16 protein-coding genes are annotated in these 21,368 nt (G+C 75.1%); 7 read left to right on the forward strand and 9 right to left on the reverse strand.

Annotated elements, in window-relative coordinates; all coding sequences use genetic code 11:
• Nucleotides 1-458 precede the first annotated feature (458 nt).
• On the reverse strand, nt 459-2,393 hold the full coding sequence (locus AC02VZ_RS14885) for a glycoside hydrolase family 15 protein (protein ID WP_432058577.1): 1,935 nt from the start codon (nt 2,391-2,393) through the stop codon (nt 459-461).
• Between the two features lie 638 nt (nt 2,394-3,031).
• A complete protein-coding gene (locus tag AC02VZ_RS14890) occupies nt 3,032-4,165 on the reverse strand; it encodes a methyltransferase (protein WP_432058581.1) in 1,134 nt (377 codons plus the stop codon).
• Nucleotides 4,166-4,232: 67 nt separating this feature from the next.
• On the opposite strand from AC02VZ_RS14890, the gene AC02VZ_RS14895 reads away from it, so the two are divergent.
• From AC02VZ_RS14895 to AC02VZ_RS14910, 4 genes are all read left to right on the forward strand, one after another.
• Nucleotides 4,233-4,883 (forward strand): alpha-ketoglutarate-dependent dioxygenase AlkB family protein, encoded by a 651-nt coding sequence (locus tag AC02VZ_RS14895; RefSeq protein WP_432058576.1) that lies wholly within the window; start codon nt 4,233-4,235, stop codon nt 4,881-4,883.
• Between the two features lie 36 nt (nt 4,884-4,919).
• Entirely contained in the window at nt 4,920-6,158 is a 1,239-nt protein-coding gene (locus AC02VZ_RS14900; RefSeq protein ID WP_432058575.1) for an ROK family protein, read from the forward strand.
• A 198-nt stretch (nt 6,159-6,356) separates the two neighbouring features.
• Nucleotides 6,357-7,238, forward strand: coding sequence for an NAD(P)-dependent oxidoreductase (locus tag AC02VZ_RS14905; RefSeq protein ID WP_476475569.1), 882 nt, complete (start codon nt 6,357-6,359; stop codon nt 7,236-7,238).
• 93 nt (nt 7,239-7,331) lie between these two features.
• Complete coding sequence (locus AC02VZ_RS14910; protein ID WP_476475570.1) at nt 7,332-7,754, forward strand: PPOX class F420-dependent oxidoreductase; 423 nt, start codon at nt 7,332-7,334, stop codon at nt 7,752-7,754.
• A gap of 339 nt (nt 7,755-8,093) precedes the next feature.
• Here the strand turns inward: AC02VZ_RS14910 and AC02VZ_RS14915 are convergent, their stop codons facing one another.
• Both AC02VZ_RS14915 and AC02VZ_RS14920 read right to left on the reverse strand, forming a co-directional pair.
• Complete coding sequence (locus AC02VZ_RS14915; protein WP_432058573.1) at nt 8,094-8,648, reverse strand: ATP-binding protein; 555 nt, start codon at nt 8,646-8,648, stop codon at nt 8,094-8,096.
• Between the two features lie 195 nt (nt 8,649-8,843).
• Entirely contained in the window at nt 8,844-9,167 is a 324-nt protein-coding gene (locus AC02VZ_RS14920) for a hypothetical protein (RefSeq protein ID WP_432058580.1), read from the reverse strand.
• A 324-nt stretch (nt 9,168-9,491) separates the two neighbouring features.
• Between AC02VZ_RS14920 and cds1 the strand changes: the two genes are divergently transcribed.
• On the forward strand, nt 9,492-10,616 hold the full coding sequence (gene cds1, locus AC02VZ_RS14925) for an L-cysteine desulfhydrase Cds1 (protein WP_476475571.1): 1,125 nt from the start codon (nt 9,492-9,494) through the stop codon (nt 10,614-10,616).
• Nucleotides 10,617-10,776: 160 nt separating this feature from the next.
• Here the strand turns inward: cds1 and AC02VZ_RS14930 are convergent, their stop codons facing one another.
• Nucleotides 10,777-11,739, reverse strand: coding sequence for a DeoR/GlpR family DNA-binding transcription regulator (locus AC02VZ_RS14930; protein WP_476475572.1), 963 nt, complete (start codon nt 11,737-11,739; stop codon nt 10,777-10,779).
• Between the two features lie 290 nt (nt 11,740-12,029).
• Between AC02VZ_RS14930 and AC02VZ_RS14935 the strand changes: the two genes are divergently transcribed.
• On the forward strand, nt 12,030-14,477 hold the full coding sequence (locus AC02VZ_RS14935; RefSeq protein WP_476475573.1) for a hypothetical protein: 2,448 nt from the start codon (nt 12,030-12,032) through the stop codon (nt 14,475-14,477).
• On the opposite strand, the gene AC02VZ_RS14940 is transcribed toward AC02VZ_RS14935, so the two are convergent.
• The 3 genes from AC02VZ_RS14940 to AC02VZ_RS14950 form a co-directional block, all read right to left on the reverse strand.
• Nucleotides 14,447-16,897, reverse strand: a complete 2,451-nt coding sequence (locus AC02VZ_RS14940; protein ID WP_476475574.1) for a right-handed parallel beta-helix repeat-containing protein — start codon at nt 16,895-16,897, stop codon at nt 14,447-14,449. The two genes, AC02VZ_RS14935 and AC02VZ_RS14940, sit on opposite strands and share 31 nt — an antisense overlap.
• Before the next feature lie 335 nt (nt 16,898-17,232).
• Nucleotides 17,233-18,081: an MOSC domain-containing protein gene (locus AC02VZ_RS14945; protein WP_476475575.1), complete on the reverse strand. Its 849-nt coding sequence runs from the start codon at nt 18,079-18,081 to the stop codon at nt 17,233-17,235.
• 76 nt (nt 18,082-18,157) lie between these two features.
• Nucleotides 18,158-18,592, reverse strand: coding sequence for a DUF6643 family protein (locus tag AC02VZ_RS14950; protein ID WP_362100614.1), 435 nt, complete (start codon nt 18,590-18,592; stop codon nt 18,158-18,160).
• 294 nt (nt 18,593-18,886) lie between these two features.
• Between AC02VZ_RS14950 and AC02VZ_RS14955 the strand changes: the two genes are divergently transcribed.
• Nucleotides 18,887-20,152, forward strand: a complete 1,266-nt coding sequence (locus AC02VZ_RS14955; protein ID WP_476475656.1) for a TerD family protein — start codon at nt 18,887-18,889, stop codon at nt 20,150-20,152.
• A 19-nt stretch (nt 20,153-20,171) separates the two neighbouring features.
• Here the strand turns inward: AC02VZ_RS14955 and AC02VZ_RS14960 are convergent, their stop codons facing one another.
• Nucleotides 20,172-21,365 (reverse strand): glycosyltransferase, encoded by a 1,194-nt coding sequence (locus AC02VZ_RS14960; protein ID WP_432058578.1) that lies wholly within the window; start codon nt 21,363-21,365, stop codon nt 20,172-20,174.
• Nucleotides 21,366-21,368: the final 3 nt, after the last annotated feature.

Here is a 21,368-nt window from a genome sequence, read left to right on the forward strand (position 1 = left end):
CTCAAGCGATTCGTCGCCCGCGAGGTCTACCGCACCCTGACCAGCACATCAACCGGACGAATCACCCAAACCAACCTCGCTCCAGCCGCTTGACAGCCATAGGAGCATCCCCGGCACCACGGACCCGGACGGCACGACCCCGGGGAACTCGCACTCCGGGAGTCCGGAACACTCTGGGAGTCCGGAACACTCCGGGAGCGACACGCCCGGCGGGGACCACGACCCCGCCGACGGGCACGGCCACTGACCGGCAGGTTCCGCGACCGGGGACCACCCGAGCCGGCCCCGGCACCACCCGCGCCCGCCCCTGGACGACCCGAGCGCATCCACGGACCACTCGATCGAGCCCCCGGCCACCCGAGCCACCGTCGGCCGACCCTCACGAAGGGGCCGCCGGCCGGGCTCAAGGGCGACCGCCGGCCGGGCTCCACGGTGACCGTCGGCCGGGCCGCGGGCCGTCAGCCCAGTGCCCGGTCCAGGTTGAACGCGGCGCTGATCAGGGACAGGTGCGTGAACGCCTGCGGGAAGTTGCCCTGCTGCTCGCCGGTGTGACCGATCTGCTCGGCGTACAGGCCGAGATGGTTGGCGTAGGTCAGCATCTTCTCGAAGGCGAGGCTCGCCTCGTCCAGCCGTCCCGCCCGCGTCAGCGCCTCCACGTACCAGAACGAGCAGATGGAGAAGGTGCCCTCGCCGCCGCGCAGCCCGTCGGGGCTGAGGCCGGGGTCGTACCGGTACACCAGCGAGTCCGACACCAGCTCCCCGGTCAGCGAGTCCAGGGTGCGCAGCCACTTCGGGTCGGTCGGCGCGATGAACTTGGTCAGCGGCATCATCAGCACCGAGGCGTCCAGCACCTCCCCGTCCTCGTGCTGCACGAAGGCGCCCCGCTGCTCCGACCAGCCGTGACTCATGATCCGCCGGTAGATCGTGTCCCGGCACGCCTGCCAGCGGGGCAGGTCGGCGGGCAGCCCCCGCCGGTGGGCCATGCGGACGGCGCGCTCGATCGCCACCCAGCACATCAACCGCGAGTACAGGAACGTCCGGCGACCGCCCCGGGTCTCCCAGATCCCCTCGTCCGGCTGGTCCCAGTGCCCGCACACCCACTCCACCAGCGCGCAGACGTGGTCCCACTCCTCGCTGGAGACGGGTTCCGCCCACTTGTCGTACAGGTAGACGGAGTCGATCAGCGCGCCGTAGATGTCGAGCTGCAACTGCTCCGCGGCGGCGTTGCCGACCCGCACCGGGGCAGAGCCCAGATGGCCCTCCAGGTGGCCGAGTTCGGTCTCGGTCAGGTCGGTGCGGCCGTCGATGCCGTACATGATCTGCAGCGGGCCGGACGGGTCGCCGTCCCCGGGGCTGATGTGCCGGGACACGAACCCCATGAAGGCCCGGGCCTCCTCCGAGAACCCCAGCCGCAGCAGCGCGTACACGCAGAACGCGGCGTCGCGCACCCAGACGTAGCGGTAGTCCCAGTTGCGTTCCCCGCCGATCTCCTCCGGCAGGCTGGTGGTCGGCGCGGCCACGATCGCCCCGGTCGGCGCGTAGGTGAGCAGCTTCAGGGTGAGGGCCGAGCGGTGCACCATCTCCCGCCAGCGGCCCCGGTACCGCGAGGAGGACAGCCAGCGCCGCCAGTAGCGCACCGTCGCGCCGAACGCGTTCTCCGCCTCGTCCGGCGCGCAGCCGCGCGGTGTCACACCCTCGGCCAGGTGGTCCAGGGCGAGGATCGCCGTGCCGCCCTCGGCGAGCCGGAACTCCCCCCGCACGTCGTCCCCGTCGGGCGTCAGGGGGACGGTCGAGGTGAGTCCGAGGGACAGGCGCTCGGACGCGAACACCGTCACGTCCCCGAGCGGGCGCACGGTGTGCGGCCGGGTGCCGTAGTCGAAGCGCGGCGCCACCCGGACCCGGAACGGCATGGTCCCGCGCACGCACAGCACCCGCCGGATCAGCCGGTGCCTGCCGATCTCGGCGGGGTCCTCCGAGACGGGCATGAAGTCCTGCACCTCTCCGACGCCGTCGGCGGTGTAGAACCGGGTGATCAGCACGTTGGTGTCGGGGAAGTAGAACTGCTTCGTGCGGGCCGGCACGGCCGCCGCCAGCTCGAAGCAGCCGCCGCGGTCGGCGTCCAGTACGGCCGCGAACACGCTGGGCGCGTCGAAGGACGGGGAGCAGTACCAGTCGATGGTGCCGTCGATCGCCACCAGGGCCGCGGTGCGCAGGTCGCCGATCAGTCCGTGGTCCGCGATCGGCACGTACCGCCGGCCGTCGCCCCGCCCGTCCTGCGTGTCCTGCCCACCCCGCCCGTCGACCCCGCCTCTCCCGGGCTCCGCGGCGGGGCCGTGACGTTGGGCGGCGCGGTCGTCCCCGGCGGCCCCGTGTTCCCCGTCCGTTCCGCCCATCGCAGCCTCCCTGGCCCGGCGGCGTGTCGTCGTCCTGCCTGCCAGCCTAGGGTCCCGGGCCGGACCCGGCCCGGTGTGCGGCGCTCGCGCCACGACGACCCGGAAGGAGCCCCGCCTCCTTGGACACGCGCGCCGTCCGTGGGGCCGCCGTCGCGCCGCTGACCGGCGTCTCCACCGCCGCCGCCGTGCGGGTCCGGGCGAACGCCCGGCGACCCCGTCTGCCGCAGCCGGCGGCCACCACGCCGCCGCAGCGCCCGCGACCCGCCCCGTGGTGCCGGCCCCAACACCCCGGCGACCCGCCCCGCGGAGCGCGCCCGCCCCAGCGCCCGCGACCCGGGCGCCCCGGCGCCGACTCGCCCACCCGGGAAGGACCGGCCGTGCCCCTCGCCACCACCGCCGCGCTCGTCTCCCGCGCCACCGGGTCCCGCTCGGCGGTCGCCTCCCTCAACGTCATCACCACGTTCCGGCACGTCGGGGCGGTCATCGCCGGGGCCGAGTCGGTGGACACCCCCTGCCCCCCTTGTCCTCCAGGTCGGCGGGGCAGCCGGCCCGTTCCGCTACGGCCGGCTGCTTCCGCTCTGCCGGGCCGCCGCCGCCGGACGCGTCGCCCTCAGGCGGTCACCGGCGTCGGCGGACGGTCACCGCCGGACGGCCCGGAGCACCACGAACTTCCGGTCGGACGCGGCCACTTCGCTGCCCCCGAACAGTCGCCGGAGCCGTAGGTGGTATCCCAGGTGCCGGTTGCCGACGACCCACAGCTCCCCGCCCGGCCGCAGCACCCGCCGGGCGTCGCCGAACATCCGCCGGGCCGTGGCGTCCGTGGTCGCCTGGTGCGAGTGGAACGGCGGGTTGGTGAGCACCAGGTCGACGCTCCCGTCCGGGACGCCCGCCAGCCCGTCACCGACCCGGAACTCCGCGTGCCCCGGCACGCCGTTCGCCCGATAGGTGGCCTCGGCCGATGCCACGGCCTGGAACGACTCGTCGGTGAACAGCACTTCGGCCCGCGGCTGCGCCAGCGCCACGGACGTGCCGACCACACCGTTGCCGCAGCCCAGGTCCACCACCCGTGTCCCGTCACCGGCGGCCGGGAGGTGTTGCAGGAAGAACCGGGTGCCGATGTCGAGGCGGTCCGCGCAGAACACCCCCGCGTGGTTGACGACCGGCCGGCCGGACACCGCGCCGATGCCGTCGGGCAGCGTGTACCGGTACGGCCAGGGGTTGTCCGGCCGCTTCAGGGCCGGGTCCGGGGTGCACAGGATCAGCCGCGCCTTCTGCTCGGCGAGCGTGGTCCTGGTCGGGCCGAGGATCCGTTCGAACAGGCGCAGCGTGGAGGTGTGGATCTCCTTCACCATGCCGGTGCCGATCACCACCGTGTCCGCGTGCACCGCGGGCGCCAGCCGCAGCAGCTGGTCCTCCAGCAGGGCCAGGCTCTTGGGCACCCGCACGAGCAGCACGTCGATCCGGCCCGGTGGCGCGTCCTGCGTGGTGAGCAGCCGGACCGCACCGGGCTCCACCCCGTTGCGCGCCAGGTTGGCCCGGGTCGCCTGCTGCCCCAGCCAGGAGTCCGTGATCTGCGTCGGCCGGTGCGCCGCCAGCGCGGTGACCAGCGCGCCCCACCGGTCACCGAGCACCACGACGGTCCCGGACGGCACGATCCCCTCCCGGTCCAGGTACCGCAGCAGATAGGCGTCGGAGGCGTCCCAGGCGCGCAGCCGGTCGCGCGGATCCTCGGGGAAGCGGGTCAGCGCCGGCGCACCCCACGGCGTCGTCATACGGTCGTCCATCGTGCCCACAGGCTAGCCGAGCCCCAGCTCAGGCCCGGTCCGGCAGGATGGGGGCATGGACGCCGAGCTGTTCCCCAGGGCCCGGGCGGAGATCGCGCCCGGCGCGGTGCACGTGCCGGGCTGGTTGGACCTCGCCGGGCAGCGCGAACTGCTCGCGGCCTGCCGGGAGTGGGCCCGGCCGCCCGCCGGACTGCGCACGGTCCGCACCCCCGGCGGCGGCACCATGTCCGCCCGCCAGGTGTGCCTGGGATGGCACTGGTACCCCTACGGGTACGCCCGCACCGTCGTCGACGGTGACGGCGCCCCGGTCAAACCGTTCCCCGACCTCCTCGGGCGCCTGGGCCGGCGCGCGGTGGCCGACGCCCTGGGGGCCGACGCGGCCCGGGCGGCGGCGTACGACATCGCGCTGGTCAACTTCTACGCCGCCGACGCCCGGATGGGCATGCACCGCGACAGCGACGAACGGGCGGACGCCCCCGTGGTGTCCCTGAGCCTCGGCGACACCTGCGTCTTCCGCTTCGGCAACCCCGAGACCCGGACCCACCCGTACACCGACGTCGACCTGCGCAGCGGCGACCTGTTCGTCTTCGGCGGCCCCTCCCGGCTCGCGTACCACGGGGTGCCCCGCGTGCACGGCGGCACCGCACCACCGGAGTTGGGGCTGGAGGGACGGCTGAACATCACGCTGCGGGTGTCCGGCCTCTAGTCGGCCACCGGGACGGATCATGGAACACTCTCCTTCATGAGCGGCAACGCGGACCCCGGGACGCCGGGGAAAGGGACCACCACGAGGGCGCGGCTGGACCGGGGGCGCGCCGCGCTCGGGCCCGCCCTGGAGCTCGTCCACACCGGCCGGGCGCCCACCCGGGCGGTGCTCACCGCCGAACTCGGCGTGACCCGGGCCACCGCGGGGGCGGTCGCGGCCGAACTGGAGGCCCTGGGCCTGATCCGGGTGGACGCCCGCCCCGGGGCCGCCGCCGGTTCGCAGGGGCGTCCCTCGCACCGGCTGGCGGTCGCCGAGGACGGACCGGTGGTGCTCGCCGCCCAGGTGCACGCCGACGGGTTCCGTGCCGCCCTGGTCGGTCTCGGCGGCCGGATCGTCGCCACGACACCCGGCTGCGAGGTGGTGGACGCCGACCCGGCGAAGGTGCTCGGCTCCGTCGTGGCGGCCGGCGCCGACCTGCTCCGCGAGACCGGGCGCCGGTGCGTGGGAGCGGGGCTCGCCGTGCCGTCCGCGGTCGCCGAACCGGAAGGGCTGGCGCTCAACCCCCTCCACCTCGCCTGGCCCGCGGGGGCGCCGGTGCGGGAGATCTTCACCGAGCAGGTGCGGGCCGCCGGGCTCGACGGCCCCGCCTTCGCCGCCAACGACGTCAACCTCGCCGCCCTCGCCGAGCACCGGCACGGCGCCGGACGGGGCTCCCGTGACCTGCTGTGCGTGGCCACCGGCCACCGCGGCGTCGGCGGCGCGCTGGTCCTCGACGGCCGCCTGCACTCCGGCAGTTCCGGGCTCGCCCTGGAGGTCGGCCACCTCCCTGTCCACCCGGAGGGACGCCCCTGCCACTGCGGCAGCCGCGGCTGTCTCGACGTCGAGACGGACCCGCTGGCCTTCCTGACCGCGGCCGGCCGGGCCCCGGGTCCCGAGGTGTCCCTGCTGAAGCACGCCGACACCCTGATCCGTGAGCATGGCGACGACCCGGCCGTCCGCGCTGCGGTGGAGCGCCTGATCGACCGCCTCGGCCGCGGCCTCGCCGGGCTGGTGAACATCCTCAACCCCGACCGGATCATCCTCGGCGGCCTGCACGGCACGCTGCTGGAGGCGGACCCGGACCGGCTGCGCGCCGTCGTCGCCGACCGCAGCCTGTGGGGCCGCAGCGGCAGCGTCCCGATCCTGCCCTGCACCCTCGCCCATAACAGCCTGGTCGGCGCGGCCGAACTCGCCTGGCAGCCCGTCCTGGACGATCCACTGGGCGCCCTCGCGTAGCCCGGGCCCGGACGATGGTGGCGGCCGGGACGGCAACTGGCCCGGGGACACGTCGCAGGCGACTCCGCGACCGCACGCGCACGCACCGACCGCACGCGCACGCACCCGGCGGAACCGGGTACAGGAGAGCGGGGGGCCCGGGAGACCGGACCCCCGGGGCCGCGAGGCGGCCCGGCCCGACGACGGAAGGCGGACGGCATGACCGACGACCAGCTCACCGTGGCGGTCCTGGGCACCGGCATCATGGGTGCCGCGATGGCCCGCAACCTCGCCCGCGCCGGACACGCCGTCCGTGCCTGGAACCGCACCCGCGCCAAGGCCGAACCGCTCGCCGCCGACGGCGCGCACGTCGCGGACACCCCCGCCGACGCGGTCGGCCCGGCCGACGTCGTGCTGACGGTGCTGCACGACGGCCCCGCCACCCTCGACACCGTGCGGCAGGCCGCCCCCGCCCTGCGGCCCGGCACGGTCTGGGCGCAGTCCACCACCGCCGGACCCGACGACGTCACCGGACTCGCCGCCCTCGCCCGCGAGCACGGCCTGCTGTTCTACGACGCCCCCGTACTCGGCACCCGGCAGCCCGCCGAGGCCGGGCAGCTGACGGTGCTCGCCGCCGGCCCTGCCGAGGGCCGGGAGAGGGTCACGCCCGTCTTCGACGCGGTCGGCACCCGCACCGTGTGGACCGGCGACGACGGCGCCGCGGGCAGCGCCACCCGCCTGAAACTGGTGGTCAACAGCTGGGTCCTGGCGGCCACTTCCGCCGTCGGTGAGTCCCTGGCGCTCGCCGAGGCCCTGGACGTCGACCCCGACGGCTTCCTGGACCTCGTCAGGGGCGGCCCCCTCGACATGGGCTACCTGCACGCCAAGGCCGGCCTGATCCGCTCCGGACAGCTGTCCCCGGCCCAGTTCGCCGTGACCACGGCCGCCAAGGACGCCCGCCTGATCGTGCGGGCCGGTGAACAGCACGGCGCACGCCTGGACGTGGCCGCGGCGGGCGCGGAGCGCCTGGAACGCGCCGCCGCACAGGGCCACGGCGACGAGGACATGGCCGCCGCCTACTACGCCAGCTTCCCGGACTGATCCGGCCGCCCGGCCACCCCGCCCGTGCCGCCCCGGCACGCCCCCCGACCCCCAGTCACCACCTCTTAACACCAAGAACACGAAGGAGTGCCCGTGTCCGAGCCCCCGCTGCCCGCCGACGCCGTCGACCTGCTGCGCCGCCCCAACCCCTGCGTCATGGCCACCGTGCGCGCCGACGGCTCGCCCGTGTCCACGGCGACCTGGTACCTCTGGGAGGACGGGCGGGTCCTGCTCAACCTCGACGAGGGCCGCGTCCGCCTGAAGCACCTGCGCCGCGACCCGCGCGTCACCCTCACCGTGCTGGCCGAGGACGGCTGGTACACCCACGTCACCCTCATCGGCCGGGTGGCCGAGTGGCGGGACGACGCGGACCTCGCCGACATCGACCGCCTCGCCCGGCACTACACCGGCGGCCCGTACCCGAACCGGGAGCGGGGCCGGGTCAGTGCCTGGGTCGAGGTCGAGCGCTGGCACGGCTGGGGCCGGATGAAGGACACCGCACAGCCCTCGTCCTGACCCCGTCCCGCGCGGCTTCCGGCGCCACGGCCCCGGAGCCACCGGCAGGCGGGGCGGGGGCCGCGCCCGCCGGGCGGCCCGGGGCCGTACGTCCGTGCGGTCCCGGTCCCGGTCGCACGACCGCGCCCCGCGCGGTGCCGGTCCGGGCGCCCGTGGGGGAGTCCGGCAGGACCCCGCGGCCGTGACAGGTACGGCCGCGACCGCGGGCGCACTCCCGTCGCGGACGCGGCCGGACACTGACACGGCCGCGACCGTGACCGCGACCGTGGATCACCCCGGACAACACCGAGGCACAGCGCGACCGCGCCGACATCGCCCGGCGACGAGGTCACCGCCCGGTCAGCCGGGAACGGCCGACCGGGCGGGAGCCGGTTCGGGGCGGTGGCCCTCGGTGGCACGTTCGACCAGGGCGACCTCCGCGACCTCGGTGATCCGGGGCGAGGGACGCTCCGCCCCGTTCAGGCGCGGGAGGCGGGCCGGCACGGTCGCTGCGGTCGCGGCCGGCGTCGGCAGGGTGAACCACACGACCTTGCCGTCGTCGCCGTCGGGCAGCGCGCCCCAGCTCTCGCTCATCGCGGCGACCATCGCCAGCCCCCGGCCGCAGGTCGCGAGCGGGCTCGCGTCCGACACGACGGGCAGGCGCGGATCGCGGTCGTGCACCGAGACCTTGAGCCGGTCGAGCAACAGCTCCATCTCGACGGTGCAGGTCTTGTCGGGCCGGGCATGCCGGTGGACGTTGGACAACAACTCCGTCACGCCGAGCGAGGCCCGGTCGATCAGGCAGTCCATATGCCAGTAGCGCAACTGCGCAGATACGATTCTGCGGACCTGTCCGATCCGCGACGGCAGGGCTTGGAGCTCCACCGTGCACTGTCTGCTTGGGTGACTGATCACGGCTGCGACTCCCCGATGTCAGGTCCGGATCGGAGTCCGGAAGAACACGGAGTACGGATCCAGCAGGATGCCTGCGTGACGCTGCCGCCTGCTGTCGTGGCCGGCGGGCTGGTTCGCAGCGTTATCGCCGGTAAACCCAGAGTGACGTGTGAACAGCGTGACGCACGGGGCGGTGTGGCGCAACTCACGGACATCTCAGTCGTCGCGCCCCGCCGCCCGCCGCACGGCCTCGATGAAGCGGCGTGCCGCCGGCGGGCCCGGCTCGCCCGGGGCGGGATCGTGGTCACCGAGGGTGAGTGAGTAGCGGGTGCCGTTGACGTCGGCCAGGGCCCTGTCCTCCGGGGCGAACCAGGGGCGGGAGGCGCGTACGGCCTGCACCGGCGCGCTGTCGATCTCCGTGCCGTAGCTGGTGAGCAGTTCGAGGCGGCCGTCGCTGATCCGGACCTGGCCGGCCCGGGTGAGCGACCGCAGCCGTCTGCCGATCCGCACGCCGGTGGCCGTGAACTCCGGCTCCGCCATGTCCCACGCCCCCTCGTCGCGCGTCGTTGTGCCGAACCCTTCCGGGTCCGGCGCGTCCACCACCGGTCTCCCCGCCCGGGGATCCTCCCGCCGGTGCAGTGTGCCCCCGCACGCCGTCGAGCACCAGTGCGCGCGCTCCCTCTTCCGCAGGCGCGCGAAGCACTCGGGCCCGTGCGCCCCCGCGACTTCACGCCTCCGTCCCCAGGAGCCCCTTTGAGCCGGTCAAAGTTGCGTTTATGCAGGTGAAGAGGGGTGCGCGGGGTGCTTATGATCGATGTACCGGCCGCGTGAGACGCCGTCGGCGCTCAGCGTAAGGAGCCCGCCGTGAGCACTTCCCCCCTGACCCGGGCGGACGTCACCCTCGACGTCGACCGGACCGACACCGCCTACCGCGACTGGCTGAAAGAGGCCGTCCGCCGGGTCCAGGCGGACGCCAACCGCTCCGCCGACACCCATCTGCTGCGTTTCCCGCTGCCGGAACGGTGGGGCGTCGACCTCTACCTCAAGGACGAGTCCACGCACCCCACCGGCAGCCTCAAGCACCGGCTGGCCCGGTCGCTGTTCCTCTACGGGCTGTGCAACGGCTGGATCCGCCCGGACCGTCCCGTGATCGAGGCGTCCAGCGGCTCCACGGCCGTGTCCGAGGCGTACTTCGCGCACCTGATCGGCGTGCCCTTCATCGCCGTGATGCCGCGCACGACCAGCGCCGAGAAGTGCCGACTGATCGAGTTCCACGGTGGCCGGTGCCACTTCGTGGACGACCCCCGCACCATGTACGAGGCGTCCGCCGCACTCGCGGCGGAGACGGGCGGCCACTACATGGACCAGTTCACCTACGCCGAGCGGGCCACGGACTGGCGGGGCAACAACAACATCGCCGAGTCGATCTTCCGGCAGATGGAACGGGAGCGGTTCCCCGAACCCGAGTGGATCGTCGCGACGGCCGGCACCGGCGGCACCTCCGCCACCCTCGCCCGCTACGTCCACTACCTCCAGTACGACACCCGCATCTGTGTCGCCGACCCCGAGAACTCCTGCTTCTTCGACGGCTGGACGACCGGTGACGCCGACGTCACCTGCGACCGGGGGTCACGCATCGAGGGCATCGGCCGCCCCCGGATGGAGCCCAGCTTCGTGCCCGGCGCGATCGACCGGATGATGAAGGTGCCGGACGCGGCGAGCGTGGCCGCGGTCCGCGCCCTGGAGAAGGCGATCGGGCGCCGGGCGGGCGGCTCCACCGGCACCGGGCTGTGGAGCGCGCTGCGGATCGTCGCGGAGATGGTGGCCGCCGGGCGGCAGGGCAGCGTGGTCACCCTGCTGTGCGACCCGGGGGACCGCTACCTGGACCGCTACTACTCGGACGCCTGGCTGACCGGGGAGGGGCTGGACATCACCCAGTACGCGGCGGTCATCGACACCCTGCTGAGCACCGGCGTGTGGCGGGAGTGACACGCCGGCCGGAGTGACCCACGCGGGCGCCTGGGCGTCCGGGTCCGTACGGAAGGGCACCGGGAGGTCCCGGCCGCACGGGCCGGCGCTGCGCGCCGAGCCGCCGGGCCGGCGCCGTGACCGCGTCGCGGAAGGCCCGTGCGAGGTCGGGCCGCGCGGCTCAGGAAGGCCGGTCGCCCTCCCCGGCGTGTCCGGCTGAACCGGGGCCGTCACCGTCGTCGCCGTCGGGTGCGGAACCGGTCGTGCCCCCGGGGCCGTCGTCGTCGCCGGGCGCGGTGTCCTCCGGTCGCCCCCCGGTCTCCGCCGGCGTCCCGGCCTCGCCCGCCACCACCAGCCGCCGCAGCCGCTCCGCGACCTGCTCCCGGGCCCGGGCCGGCAGCCCGGAGTCGGTCACCAGCGTGTCCACCTGGTCCAGGGACGCGAACGAACTCAGGCCCACGGTGCCCCACTTGGTGTGGTCGGCGACCACCACGACCCGGCGCGCCGACTGCACCAGCCGACGGTTGGTCTCGGCCTCCGCGAGGTTCGGCGTCGACAGGCCCGCCTCGACGGATATCCCGTGCACGCCGAGGAACAGCAGGTCGAAGTGGAGCGTGGCGATCGCCTGGTCGGCCACCGGGCCCACCAGCGAGTCCGACGGGGTCCGCACCCCGCCCGTCAGCACCACCGTCGCGGCACCCGGGCGCGGCCCCGACGTGCGCTGCGCCGCGTGGAAGACGTCCGCCACCCGCACCGAGTTGGTGACCACCGTCAGATCGGGCACCTCCAGCAGCCGGTGCGCCAGGGCGAACGTCGTCGTCCCGCCCGAGAGCGCGATCGCGGCGCCCGGCGGGACCAGTTCGGCGGCGGCCCGCGCGATGTCCTCCTTGGCGCTCAGCTCCAGACCCGACTTGGCCTCGAAACCGGGCTCGTGGGTGCTGGCCTCCACCACCGGGACCGCGCCGCCGTGCACCTTCTCCAGCACGCCCTGCCGGGCCAGCGCGTCGAGGTCGCGGCGCACCGTCATGTCCGACACACCGAGCCTGCGGGTCAGCTCGTTGACCCGGACCCCGCCCCGGCGCCGGACCTCGTCCAGGATCAGGGTGCGTCGTTGCTCCGCGAGGAGGTTCTGATTCTCGCTCACGTACGCTCGGGTCCTTTCGCCGCGTAACCGTCCGACACGCCCGGCACTCCCGCGGCGGCGAGCACGTTCCACCCGGCCCCGGTGCACGGACGTTCCATCCTCCCACGACGGGACCCGCCCGGCGCCACCGGCGGATCGTCGCGCACACGTCACTCGCGTCCCGTCCGTGACCCGCCTGTCACACGGACCGGGGAGATTGCGTGACGGGAGGTGTGAGGGGGTCCGCCGCCGGACATCCTGAGCCCGCACGGACCGAGCCGACGGCGTGTCACGGGGGGAGTTGCCGAGCAGTGGAACGGGCGCAGGAACGCGGATCGGCGGAGGACACCGGGGCCCCCGCCGCGGGTCCCGGGGAGGGCGGCGCGGCCCTGGAACTCCTCGTCCACGGCGTGGGCGGCACGACCCCCGAGGCGATGCTCAACGACCCCCGCACGGTCCGCGTCACCGGCGACGACGTGGCCGCCGTCTTCCGCCGGGCCGACGACGCCGACGCCGAGCGGCGGGCCCCCGGGCAGCGCGACGGGCCCGTCCCCGAGGCATACGTCTGGTGCAACCTCACCTCCGGCAACGGCACCCGCGCCCTGTGGCTGCTGCTGCTGCCGTTCATGGTCGTCAACCTCGCCCACTGGATGCGCCCCACCGCCCGCGGACGCCCCCGCACCGTCCGCCTGTACGGGGTGCTGCTGCGGCTGGCCGGACTGAGCCTGACGGTGCTCCTCGTCGCCGCCGCCTGCGAGGTCGCCCTGGACCTGGCCGCCTGGCAGTGCGCGGGCACCGGCGCGTGCGCCGCCCGCCACTCCTGGCTGGGATTCCTCTCGCCCGAGATCTCCGACGGCGGCTGGTGGAGCCAGCCCGGCCGCCGCCTCGCCCTCGCCGCGCTGGTACCCACCGCGCTGACCGGTCTGCTGTGGTACCTCTCCCTGCGCACCTGGAGCGCCTACGAGTCCCAGCAGCCGCTGTCCCCGCGGCAGGACCCCGGCACTCCCGCCGGTCCGGCGGGAGAGGAGGGGGACGGCGGTACCGCGCTGGGCCGCCCCGGCTTCTGGTACGGCCGCCGCCTCGGCGCCCGGCTGCGGGCCGCGCACACCGCGGCGGCGCTGCTGACGGTCGCCGCCGCGGTCGGCTCCGCCGCCGCCCGCCACGACCGCGAGAGCCCCGAGCCGGCCGTGCCCGCCCTGCTCGGACTCCTCCTGGAGAGCGCGCTGGCCGCCGCCGCGGCCGTCGTCGTGTGGGTGGTGTGCCGCCGGGGCCGGGCCGAACGCCGGGCCGACGCCGCCCTCGACACGCGCCTGGTGCGGTGGCTCCCGCTGACCGCCCTCGCCCTGCTCGTGCTCAGCGTCGTCCACGCCGGGTGGGAACGCCCCGGCTGGGCGTCCTCCGGCAGGCTCCCCGGCGACGAGACGTTCGGTGCCCTCGGCCTGGCCCAGGGGCTGCTGGTGATCGCCCTCGGTGGTGCCGCCCGGGTGCTGCACCGCAGCGACCCCGACCGCCGTGCCGCGCTGCGCGGCCTGGCCGGACCCGCCGTGGCGATGCTGGCCTGCGCCCTGGGCGGGGTGATGTCCGGCGGCGTCGCCCAGCGGGTGGCGGACTGGCTCGACGGCACCGGCACCGCGATGCCCGGACCGCCGGTCGTGCTGACCTGGCAGGCCTCCGCGATCCCGCCCCTGCTGGTCCTGCTGCTGGTGCTGGCCGGCTGGCTGGCCCGGCGCGCCTGGCAGCTGGCCCGCGAGGAACGCGCCGCCGTCGCCCGTGACTACGCCGGCGAACCGGCGGACCCCGCCCGCACCCGCCGCATCGCCCGCACCCGCGCCCTGGCCGCCCTCACCGACCGCGGGCCGCGCATCGTGGCCGTCACCTCCGGCGCGACCCTGCTGCTGGGAGCGGGCGCCCTCGTCGGCGCCCTGGTCACCGACCGGACGCCCGGCGAAGCCGCCCGCGGCTCGTACGCCGTCGTCCACGGCGCCGCCGAGACCGCGCAGGCACTCGGCTCCTGGCTGATCGGCCTGGGCTTCATACTGTTCGTCACCTGGGGGCGGCGCGCCTACAAGGACGCCTCCGCGCGGCGCACCATCGGCATCCTCTGGGACGTCGGCACCTTCTGGCCGCGCGCCGCCCACCCCTTCGCCCCGCCCTGTTACGCGGAGCGCGCGGTGCCGGACCTGACCTGGCGGATCGCCACCTGGACCGAGGACACCGGCGGCCGGCTGGTCGTCTCCGGCCACTCCCAGGGCAGCGTGCTGGCCGCCGCCGCGGCCTGGCAACTGCCGCCGGCCACCCGCAGCCGGGTCGCGCTGCTGACGTACGGGTCGCCGCTGGAGCGCCTCTACGGCCGCTGGTTCCCGGCCCACTTCGGGCCGGAGGCCCACGACCGGCTGCACCGGGAGGCCGACTGCTGGACCAACCTGTACCGGCTCACCGACCCCATCGGCGGCCCCGTACGGCTGTCCGGCGACGACGGCCCGCCGGTGGACCGCCCGCCGCTGAAGGACCCGCTCGCCTACAGCCGCACCCGCGCCCACCCGCTGCCCGCGCCGATCCTGGGCCACTCCGACTACCAGGCCGACCCGGTCTTCGCCGAGGAACGGCGTCGGCTACTGGCACGGCTGCGGCCCGAGGTCCCGGGACCGCGTCACACCGGGCCGTCGTCCGGCGCGGTGCCCGGGCCGGCGACCCGACAGGCGGCCGGAGGCGCGTCCGGCGCGGCGGATCAGGGCAGGGCCGGCAGGTCCTCGCCGTAGAGCAGGGTCAGGTCGTCGGTGCTCGGCTCCGCGAGCTGGGCGACCCGGCCCGCGTGCCGTTCCACCATCGCCTCGAACGTCTGGCGCGCGGTGCGGCCGTTGCCGAAGGCGGCCCCCTTGGGGATGTCGGTGAAGTACGCCAGCAGGGCCTCGGCGGCCCCCGGGGCGAGCCGGTACTCGTGCTCCTCGGCCTGCTGTTCCACGATGCGCAGCAGTTCCTGCGGGCCGTAGTCGCCGAAGGTGATCGTCCGCGAGAAGCGGGACGCCACACCGGGGTTGACCGACAGGAACCGCTCCATCTCCGCCGTGTAGCCCGCGACGATCACCACGACCGCGTCGCGGTGGTCCTCCATCAGCTTCACCAGCGTGTCGATGGCCTCCTTGCCGAAGTCCCGGCCGGCGTCCTCCGGGGAGAGGGCGTACGCCTCGTCGATGAACAGCACACCACCGCGCGCCCGCTCGAACGCCTCCTGGGTGCGGATCGCCGTCGAGCCGATGTGCTCGCCGACCAGGTCCACCCGGGACACCTCGACCAGGTGCCCCTTCTCCAGCACCCCGAGGGAGGCCAGGATCTCGCCGTAGAGCCGGGCGACGGTGGTCTTGCCGGTGCCGGGGGAGCCGGTGAACACCAGGTGCCGCTTCACCGAGGCGGCCTTCAGGCCCGCGCGCTGCCGGGCACGGCCCACCTCGATCATGTCGATCAGCGCGCGGACCTCCCGCTTGACGCTCTCCAGACCCACCAGCGCGTCGAGTTCGCCGAGCACCGCCTTCGACTCGCGGGCCTCCGGTTCCACCGTGGTCACCGGCGCCACCGGGGCGGCGGGCACCGGTTCGGGGCGCTGCTCCGGGACGGCGCCCAGCAGACCGGGGGAGTGGCCCGCCGTCTGCACGGCCGGTTCGGCCGGCGCGGTGGCGGCGGGGCGCAGGCCGCCGCTCTCGTCGCTGGTGCAGTCCTCGACGAGCGGGCCGCCGGCCCCGGTCGCGTCCGCGCCGCCCTCCGCGAACTCGTAACCCCCCCGCGCGCAGCGCTCGGTACGGCACTTGCGCAGCGTGGTGCGGCTGCCGTCGATGACGTGGAAGCCGTAGCCTCCGCTGCCGGTGACCCGGCAGTTCAGGAAGGAGCCGCGGCCCCCCGCCGAGACGTACACGCCGGCTTCGGCGGGGGAGTCGACGGTGCAGCGCTCGACGGTCGGGTCGGCGCCCTTGGTGACGATGACCCCGGTCTGGGTGCCGTCCAGGGTGCAGTTGCTGAGGGTGCCGCCGCTGCCGTGGTCGCGGAACCAGGCGCCGGTGGCCGCCTCGCGGATCCGGCAGTCGTCGAGCTGCGCGGTGGCGCCGTCGCTCACCGACACCGCGGTGTTGCGCACCTGGGACAGGTCGCTGTCGACCACGTCGGCGCGGGATCCGCGGTCGAGCACGAACAGGGCGTCCGGCACGTCGTGCACCCGGCAGGAGTCCAGCACGGCGGTGGCCCCGTCGCTCACCCAGACCGCCGGGTAGTCGCCGGTGCTGTCGAAGATCTCGCACTGGTTGGCGTCCACGCGGGTGCCGGGGTCCCACACCGACAGGCCGTTGCGGCCGAACTGCCGCACGGTGGTGCGGGTCAGGGTGAGCACCGAGCGGGAGCGCAGGTCGACCGCGTTCTCCGGGATGTCGTGGATACGGCAATCGGCCAGCGTCAGCACCGCGTCGGTGTCGAGGGTGACGCCGTCGCCGGTGGTGCGGTGCACGTCGCAGTCGGTGAGGTGGGCGGCGGCCCGGTGGGTGACCTGGACGCCGCTGCCGCGCACCTCGTACACCTCGCAGCCCACCGCCTCCAGCGCCGAGTTGTCCCCGGTCACGGTGAGGCCGGACCCCGCGGCGTGGTGCACCCGGCACCGCTCCAGGCGCGGGTGGCCGCCGCCGCGCACCGCGACGCCGGCCTGTCCGGCCGAGACCACCTCGCACTCCTCGAACACCCCGCCCCCGCCGTCGAGTACGGCGATGCCGACGCCCGCCGGATTGTCGACCGTGCAGCGGCGCACGGTGGGCCGGGCGTCGCCGCGCACCTCGATGCCGGCGGCGGAGCGGGTGACGATCCGTACGTCCCGCAGCTCGGGGGTGCCCTCCTCGACGAGGACGGCGGGGGCGGCCGCGTCCTGGCCCTCCACGTGCAGGTCCTGGACGACCGCGGAGGCCCGCACGGTGAGCGGCACGCCGTCCGCGGGCGCGATGCGCACCGAACCGGGCGAGCCGTCCGGCCCGCGCAGCGTCACGGCCCGCTCCACGACGAGGTTCTCCCGGTACGTGCCGGGGGCGACGGTGAGGACGTCGCCGTCGGCCGCGGCCTCCAGGGCGGCGGCGAGCGATGCGTACTCACCCGTGCGGCGCCGCCACCGCGAGGTGCCGGTGTGCGTCACCTGGACCGTGCCCTGTGCCATGGCGTAACTGTGCCCCCACCTCGTTGTACGCGGGTTGTCGCCGAGTGCCTCGGCCCGGTCCACCGTAGCGTGCGCGGGGCGCGCGAGTTGACCGGAGCCGGAAGGCGGCCCGCGCCCGCCGTACGGCTTCCCCCGGCCCCGCGCCCGCACGCCTCGGCGCCTCGTCGGTACCGCACCGGCCCCGGTGGGTGCCGGAGGGGAGGGGGCGCGCATGGGGGCGCTCACGGCGGCGGGCGCGCGGCGCCGTCCGCCCTGCCGCCGCTCGGCCGGTGAGCCGCCCCGGCCGTGCCCCGCCCCGGCCGGTGAGCCGTTCCGGCCGTGCCGCGCCCGGCGGGTCAGTCGCCCCGGCCGGACCGGCGGGCGAGGACCCGCACCGGGTCGCCGGTGCGGACGGTGCCGGTGGTGAGCGGGATCAGGTTCTGGCCGAAGAGCAGCTTGGTGCCGTCCCGGCGGTGCCGCGCCAGGGAGTGCAGCGGCTCCCGGCCGCGCCGCCCGGTGCGCTGGTCGGTGGTGGTCACCACGCACCGCCCGCAGGGCTTGGCGATCCGGAACGCGACCTCGCCCACCGCGACGCGCTCCCAGTCGTCCTCCGCCCAGGCGTCGGTGCCCGCCACGACGAGGTTCGGCCGGAAGCGGTTCATGGGCAGCGGCCCCTCCGAGGCGTGGTCCCCCACCGCGATCAGGGAGTTGAGGGCGTCGAGGGACGCGGTGGTGGTGAGCAGCAGGGGGTAGCCGTCCGCGAAGGTGACGGTGTCGTCCGGACCCGCGTACGCCGGGTCGATCCGACGGCGGGTGGCCGGGTCGTCCAGGTGCACGAGACGATAGCCGGTGCCGAAGCGGGCCCGGCACCACTCCCGCACGGCCGGGTCCTCGACGGGCGACGCCTCCACCTTGTCGCTGAAGATCTCCACCGTGACCGTGGTGCCGGTCCGGGGGACGGGCACCGTCAGCGGCTCCGTCCCCGGCACGGACAGCCGTACGCCGCCGCCGGGCAGCAGCTCGGCGACGGCGAGTGCGAGGCGCGGCTGCTGACGTTGCGTGACGACCCTGCCCCCGTCGTCGATCAGCATCCAGCGCCGGTCTCCGGCGGGCCCCCACGGCTCGACGACGACCTCCGTGAGCGGCACGCTCCGGAGCGCCTTGACCGGATGAATGTGAATCGAGTGCAGACGCGCGTTCCCCATGGAGCCATCCTGCCGGACGCCACGGACGGCACGGTCGGCGCGGACGGCTCCATGGGCCGGCTCGGCGGCGCGGTGCTCAGTAACCGCGGTACTGCTGGCTCTGGTACGGGTCCTGGTAGGGAGCCGGGCCGGGCCGCGGGGCCGCCGCCGGGCGCATCGCCTCGTAGCCCCCGCCCGGGGGCACCGGGCGCGGCGGCTGCGGCTGCGGGCCGGGGTAGCCGCGCGGCGCGGTGGCCTGCTGCGGGATGTAGGCCGTGGGCGCCTGCTGCAGCGGTGCGGGCTGCTGCGCCTGCGGGTAGCCGTAGCCGTACTGGGAAGGAGCCGCCGGGAGAGCGGGCAACGCCGAGGGAAGCGCGGGCAGATGACTGCCGGGTGCTTCGTAGGCTGCCGGGACCCGGATCGGGGCGATCTGCGGGGTGCCCCGCTCGGCCACGAGCGAGTCGTAGATCGGAGTGTCCGGGAAGGAGGCGGAGTAGTAACCGCCGCCATAAGTGGAGCGGGGGGAGGTCATGGCACATAAGTTAAGCCCACGATGTGTTTTTGGGGAGACCGGTAAGACGGTTCTTTTCCGTGCCCGCAGTGGCGTGGCCGCACTTATGTGAGTGAACGTGTCGAAAAGGGGCGTCCGGGCGGTTGACGTTATGGTAAAGCCCGAGTTCCGGGCCTGTTACCGCCGGTTGACTCCCGGTCATGACGGGTCGTTCCTCACGTCCGCGGCCCACGGGGCATAGTGGGGCGGACGAGAAGACCACGCGTGCCGGGGCCCGACCTGGCGTGATGACCCGTGATGGGGGCGCACATGTCCATGCCGAAGGGATCGAACACACCGGTGCCGACCGCGGCGCTGCGGGTGGAACTGGGGTGGCGTACCGGCCCCGGAGTGCCGGACGCGGACGCCTCGGCGCTGCTTCTGGTCGGCGGGAAGGTCCGCTCCGACGACGACTTCGTCTTCTACAACCAGCCGTCCCACGCCTCCGGGGCCGTGCGCCACGAGGGCAAGCGGAACGCCGGGGACCGCGTCACCGACACCCTCGCGGTGGACCTCACCCGGGTGGAACCCGCCATCGAGACGGTGATCCTCGCGGCCTCCTGCGACGGCGGCACCTTCGGAGCGATCCCGGACCTCTACATCGAGGTGCAGGAGCCCGGGGGGACCGTCGCCGCCCGGTACGACAGCACCGGCGCCACCACCGAGACGGCGTTCGTCCTGGGCGAGTTCTACCGGCGCCAGGGCGCCTGGAAGTTCCGCGCCGTCGGCCAGGGGTACAGCAGCGGCCTCGAAGGACTCGCCACCGACTACGGCATCAGCGTCGACGAGCCCCAGCAGGCGACGCCCCCGCCCGCCGGCCCGCCCGCGGCCCCCGCCGCGGCCCGGCCGGTGACGCCCCCGGCCCCGCCCGCCGCTCCGCCCGCCCCCGCCGCGGCACCCGTGCGGCTGACCAAGGTGACGCTCACCAAGGCCGCTCCGTCGGTCTCCCTCACCAAGCAGGGCGGCACCTCGGGCGCCCTGCACGTCAACCTCAACTGGGAGGTGCGCAAGCAGTTCTCGGGCTGGGCCGCGAAGCTCGGCCGCGCCGTCGCCACCCACTCCGACCTGGACCTCGACCTGTGCGCCCTCTACGAGCTCACCGACGGCCGCAAGGGCGTCGTCCAGGCCCTCGGCAACGCCTTCGGCTCGCTGCACCAGCCCCCGTACATCCACCTGGACGGCGACGACCGCACCGGCGCGGTCGCCAGCGGCGAGAACCTCACCGTCAACCTCGACCACAAGCAGGCCTTCCGGCGCATCCTGGTCTTCGTCACCATCTACGAGGGCGCCCGGTCCTTCGCCGACCTGAACGCCACGGTGACCCTCCGGCCGCAGAACGGCGCCCCGATCGACTTCTCGCTCGACGAGTGCACCGTGCCCTCGACGGTGTGCGCCCTCGCCCTGATCACCAGCACCGGTGACGGCGACCTCATGGTGCAGCGCGAGGCCCGCTACCTCATCCCGGACCGCGGGGTGAGCCCCCAGCGCACCGTCGACCACGCCTACGGCTGGGGCATGAACTGGACCCCCGGCCGCAAGTGACCCCTCCGCCCGGCCGGCGTCAGCCCTCCTCGGGGAGGGCGTCCGGCCGGGCGTAGGTGCGGCCCTTCCACGCGGCACCGCGCCCCCGGTGGTGCTGCACCGCGGAGTCCACCGTCATCAGCAGGTACAGCGACGCGGTGAACGGCAGCAGCGGCGCGAGCCACCACGGCTGCCCGTAGTGCCGCACCATCGGCAGGTACGTCCCCGTCATCACCAGCCAGACCGCCCCGCCGAGCGCCGCGGCCGGCCACGTGCCCGTCACGGCACCCGCGACCACCGCCACCGGCGGGACCAGGTAGACCAGCGCCAGCCCGGCGACCGTGCCCGCCAGCAGCAGCGGACTGTGCCGCAGCTGCGCGTAGGCGCTGCGCGACACCATGCGCCACAGGTCGCCCAGCCGCGGGTACGGGCGCACGCTGTCCACCCCGTCGGCCAGGCCCAGCCAGACCCGGCCGCCGACCCCCTTGACGGCCCGCGCCAGCGCCACGTCGTCGATCACGGCGTGCCGGACGGCGTCGGGGATCCGGGCCCGCTCGGCCGTGTCGGCCCGCAGCAGGACGCAGCCGCCCGCCGCGGCCGCGGTACGGGCGCCCGGCCGGGAGATCCACCGGAACGGGTACAGCTGGGCGAAGAAGTAGACGAAGGCCGGCACCACCAGCCGCTCCCAGCGGGCCGCCACCCGCAGCCGGGCCATCTGCGAGACCACGTCGAACCCGCCGCCCGAGGCCGCCGCGACCAGCCGGCGCAGGCTGTCCGGCGCGTGCGCGATGTCGGCGTCCGTCAGCAGCAGGTACACGGGCTCCCGCTCGCGGGCCAGGGCGATGCCGTGCCGCACCGCCCACAGCTTGCCCGTCCACCCGGGCGGCGGCTCACCGGGCGTGCCGACCGTCAGCGGCAGCCCGCCCCGCTCCCGGGCCAGCTCCCGGGCGAGGGCGCCGGTGCCGTCCGTGCTGCCGTCGTCGACGAGGAACACCTCCGCGCGGCCCGGGTAGTCCTGGGCCAGCAGCGTCGGCAGACTGACGGGCAGCACCGGGGCCTCGTCCCGCGCCGGGACCACGACGCACACCCGCGGCCAGGTCTCCGGCTCCCGACCCGGCGGCAGCCGGACGTCCGTCCGCCAGAAGAAGCCCTGGCCGAGCAGCAGCCACAGCCAGGCGACGAGTGATCCGGCGGCACTCCACACGACGACGTCCACCGGCGCAGTGTCCCCCACCGG

This window comes from Streptomyces sp. 3-6 (assembly GCF_056323165.1).

Bases quoted from the DNA above. Each gene is read 5' to 3' on its own strand.
- AC02VZ_RS14885 (WP_432058577.1), bottom strand. From the start codon at position 2,393: ATGGGCGGAACGGACGGGGAACACGGGGCCGCCGGGGACGACCGCGCC.
- AC02VZ_RS14905 (WP_476475569.1), top strand. From the start codon at position 6,357: ATGACCGACGACCAGCTCACCGTGGCGGTCCTGGGCACCGGCATCATG.
- AC02VZ_RS14900 (WP_432058575.1), top strand. From the start codon at position 4,920: ATGAGCGGCAACGCGGACCCCGGGACGCCGGGGAAAGGGACCACCACG.
- AC02VZ_RS14895 (WP_432058576.1), top strand. From the start codon at position 4,233: ATGGACGCCGAGCTGTTCCCCAGGGCCCGGGCGGAGATCGCGCCCGGC.
- AC02VZ_RS14920 (WP_432058580.1), bottom strand. From the start codon at position 9,167: ATGGCGGAGCCGGAGTTCACGGCCACCGGCGTGCGGATCGGCAGACGG.
- AC02VZ_RS14955 (WP_476475656.1), top strand. From the start codon at position 18,887: ATGCCGAAGGGATCGAACACACCGGTGCCGACCGCGGCGCTGCGGGTG.
- AC02VZ_RS14890 (WP_432058581.1), bottom strand. From the start codon at position 4,165: ATGACGACGCCGTGGGGTGCGCCGGCGCTGACCCGCTTCCCCGAGGAT.
- AC02VZ_RS14945 (WP_476475575.1), bottom strand. From the start codon at position 18,081: ATGGGGAACGCGCGTCTGCACTCGATTCACATTCATCCGGTCAAGGCG.
- AC02VZ_RS14950 (WP_362100614.1), bottom strand. From the start codon at position 18,592: ATGACCTCCCCCCGCTCCACTTATGGCGGCGGTTACTACTCCGCCTCC.
- AC02VZ_RS14940 (WP_476475574.1), bottom strand. From the start codon at position 16,897: ATGGCACAGGGCACGGTCCAGGTGACGCACACCGGCACCTCGCGGTGG.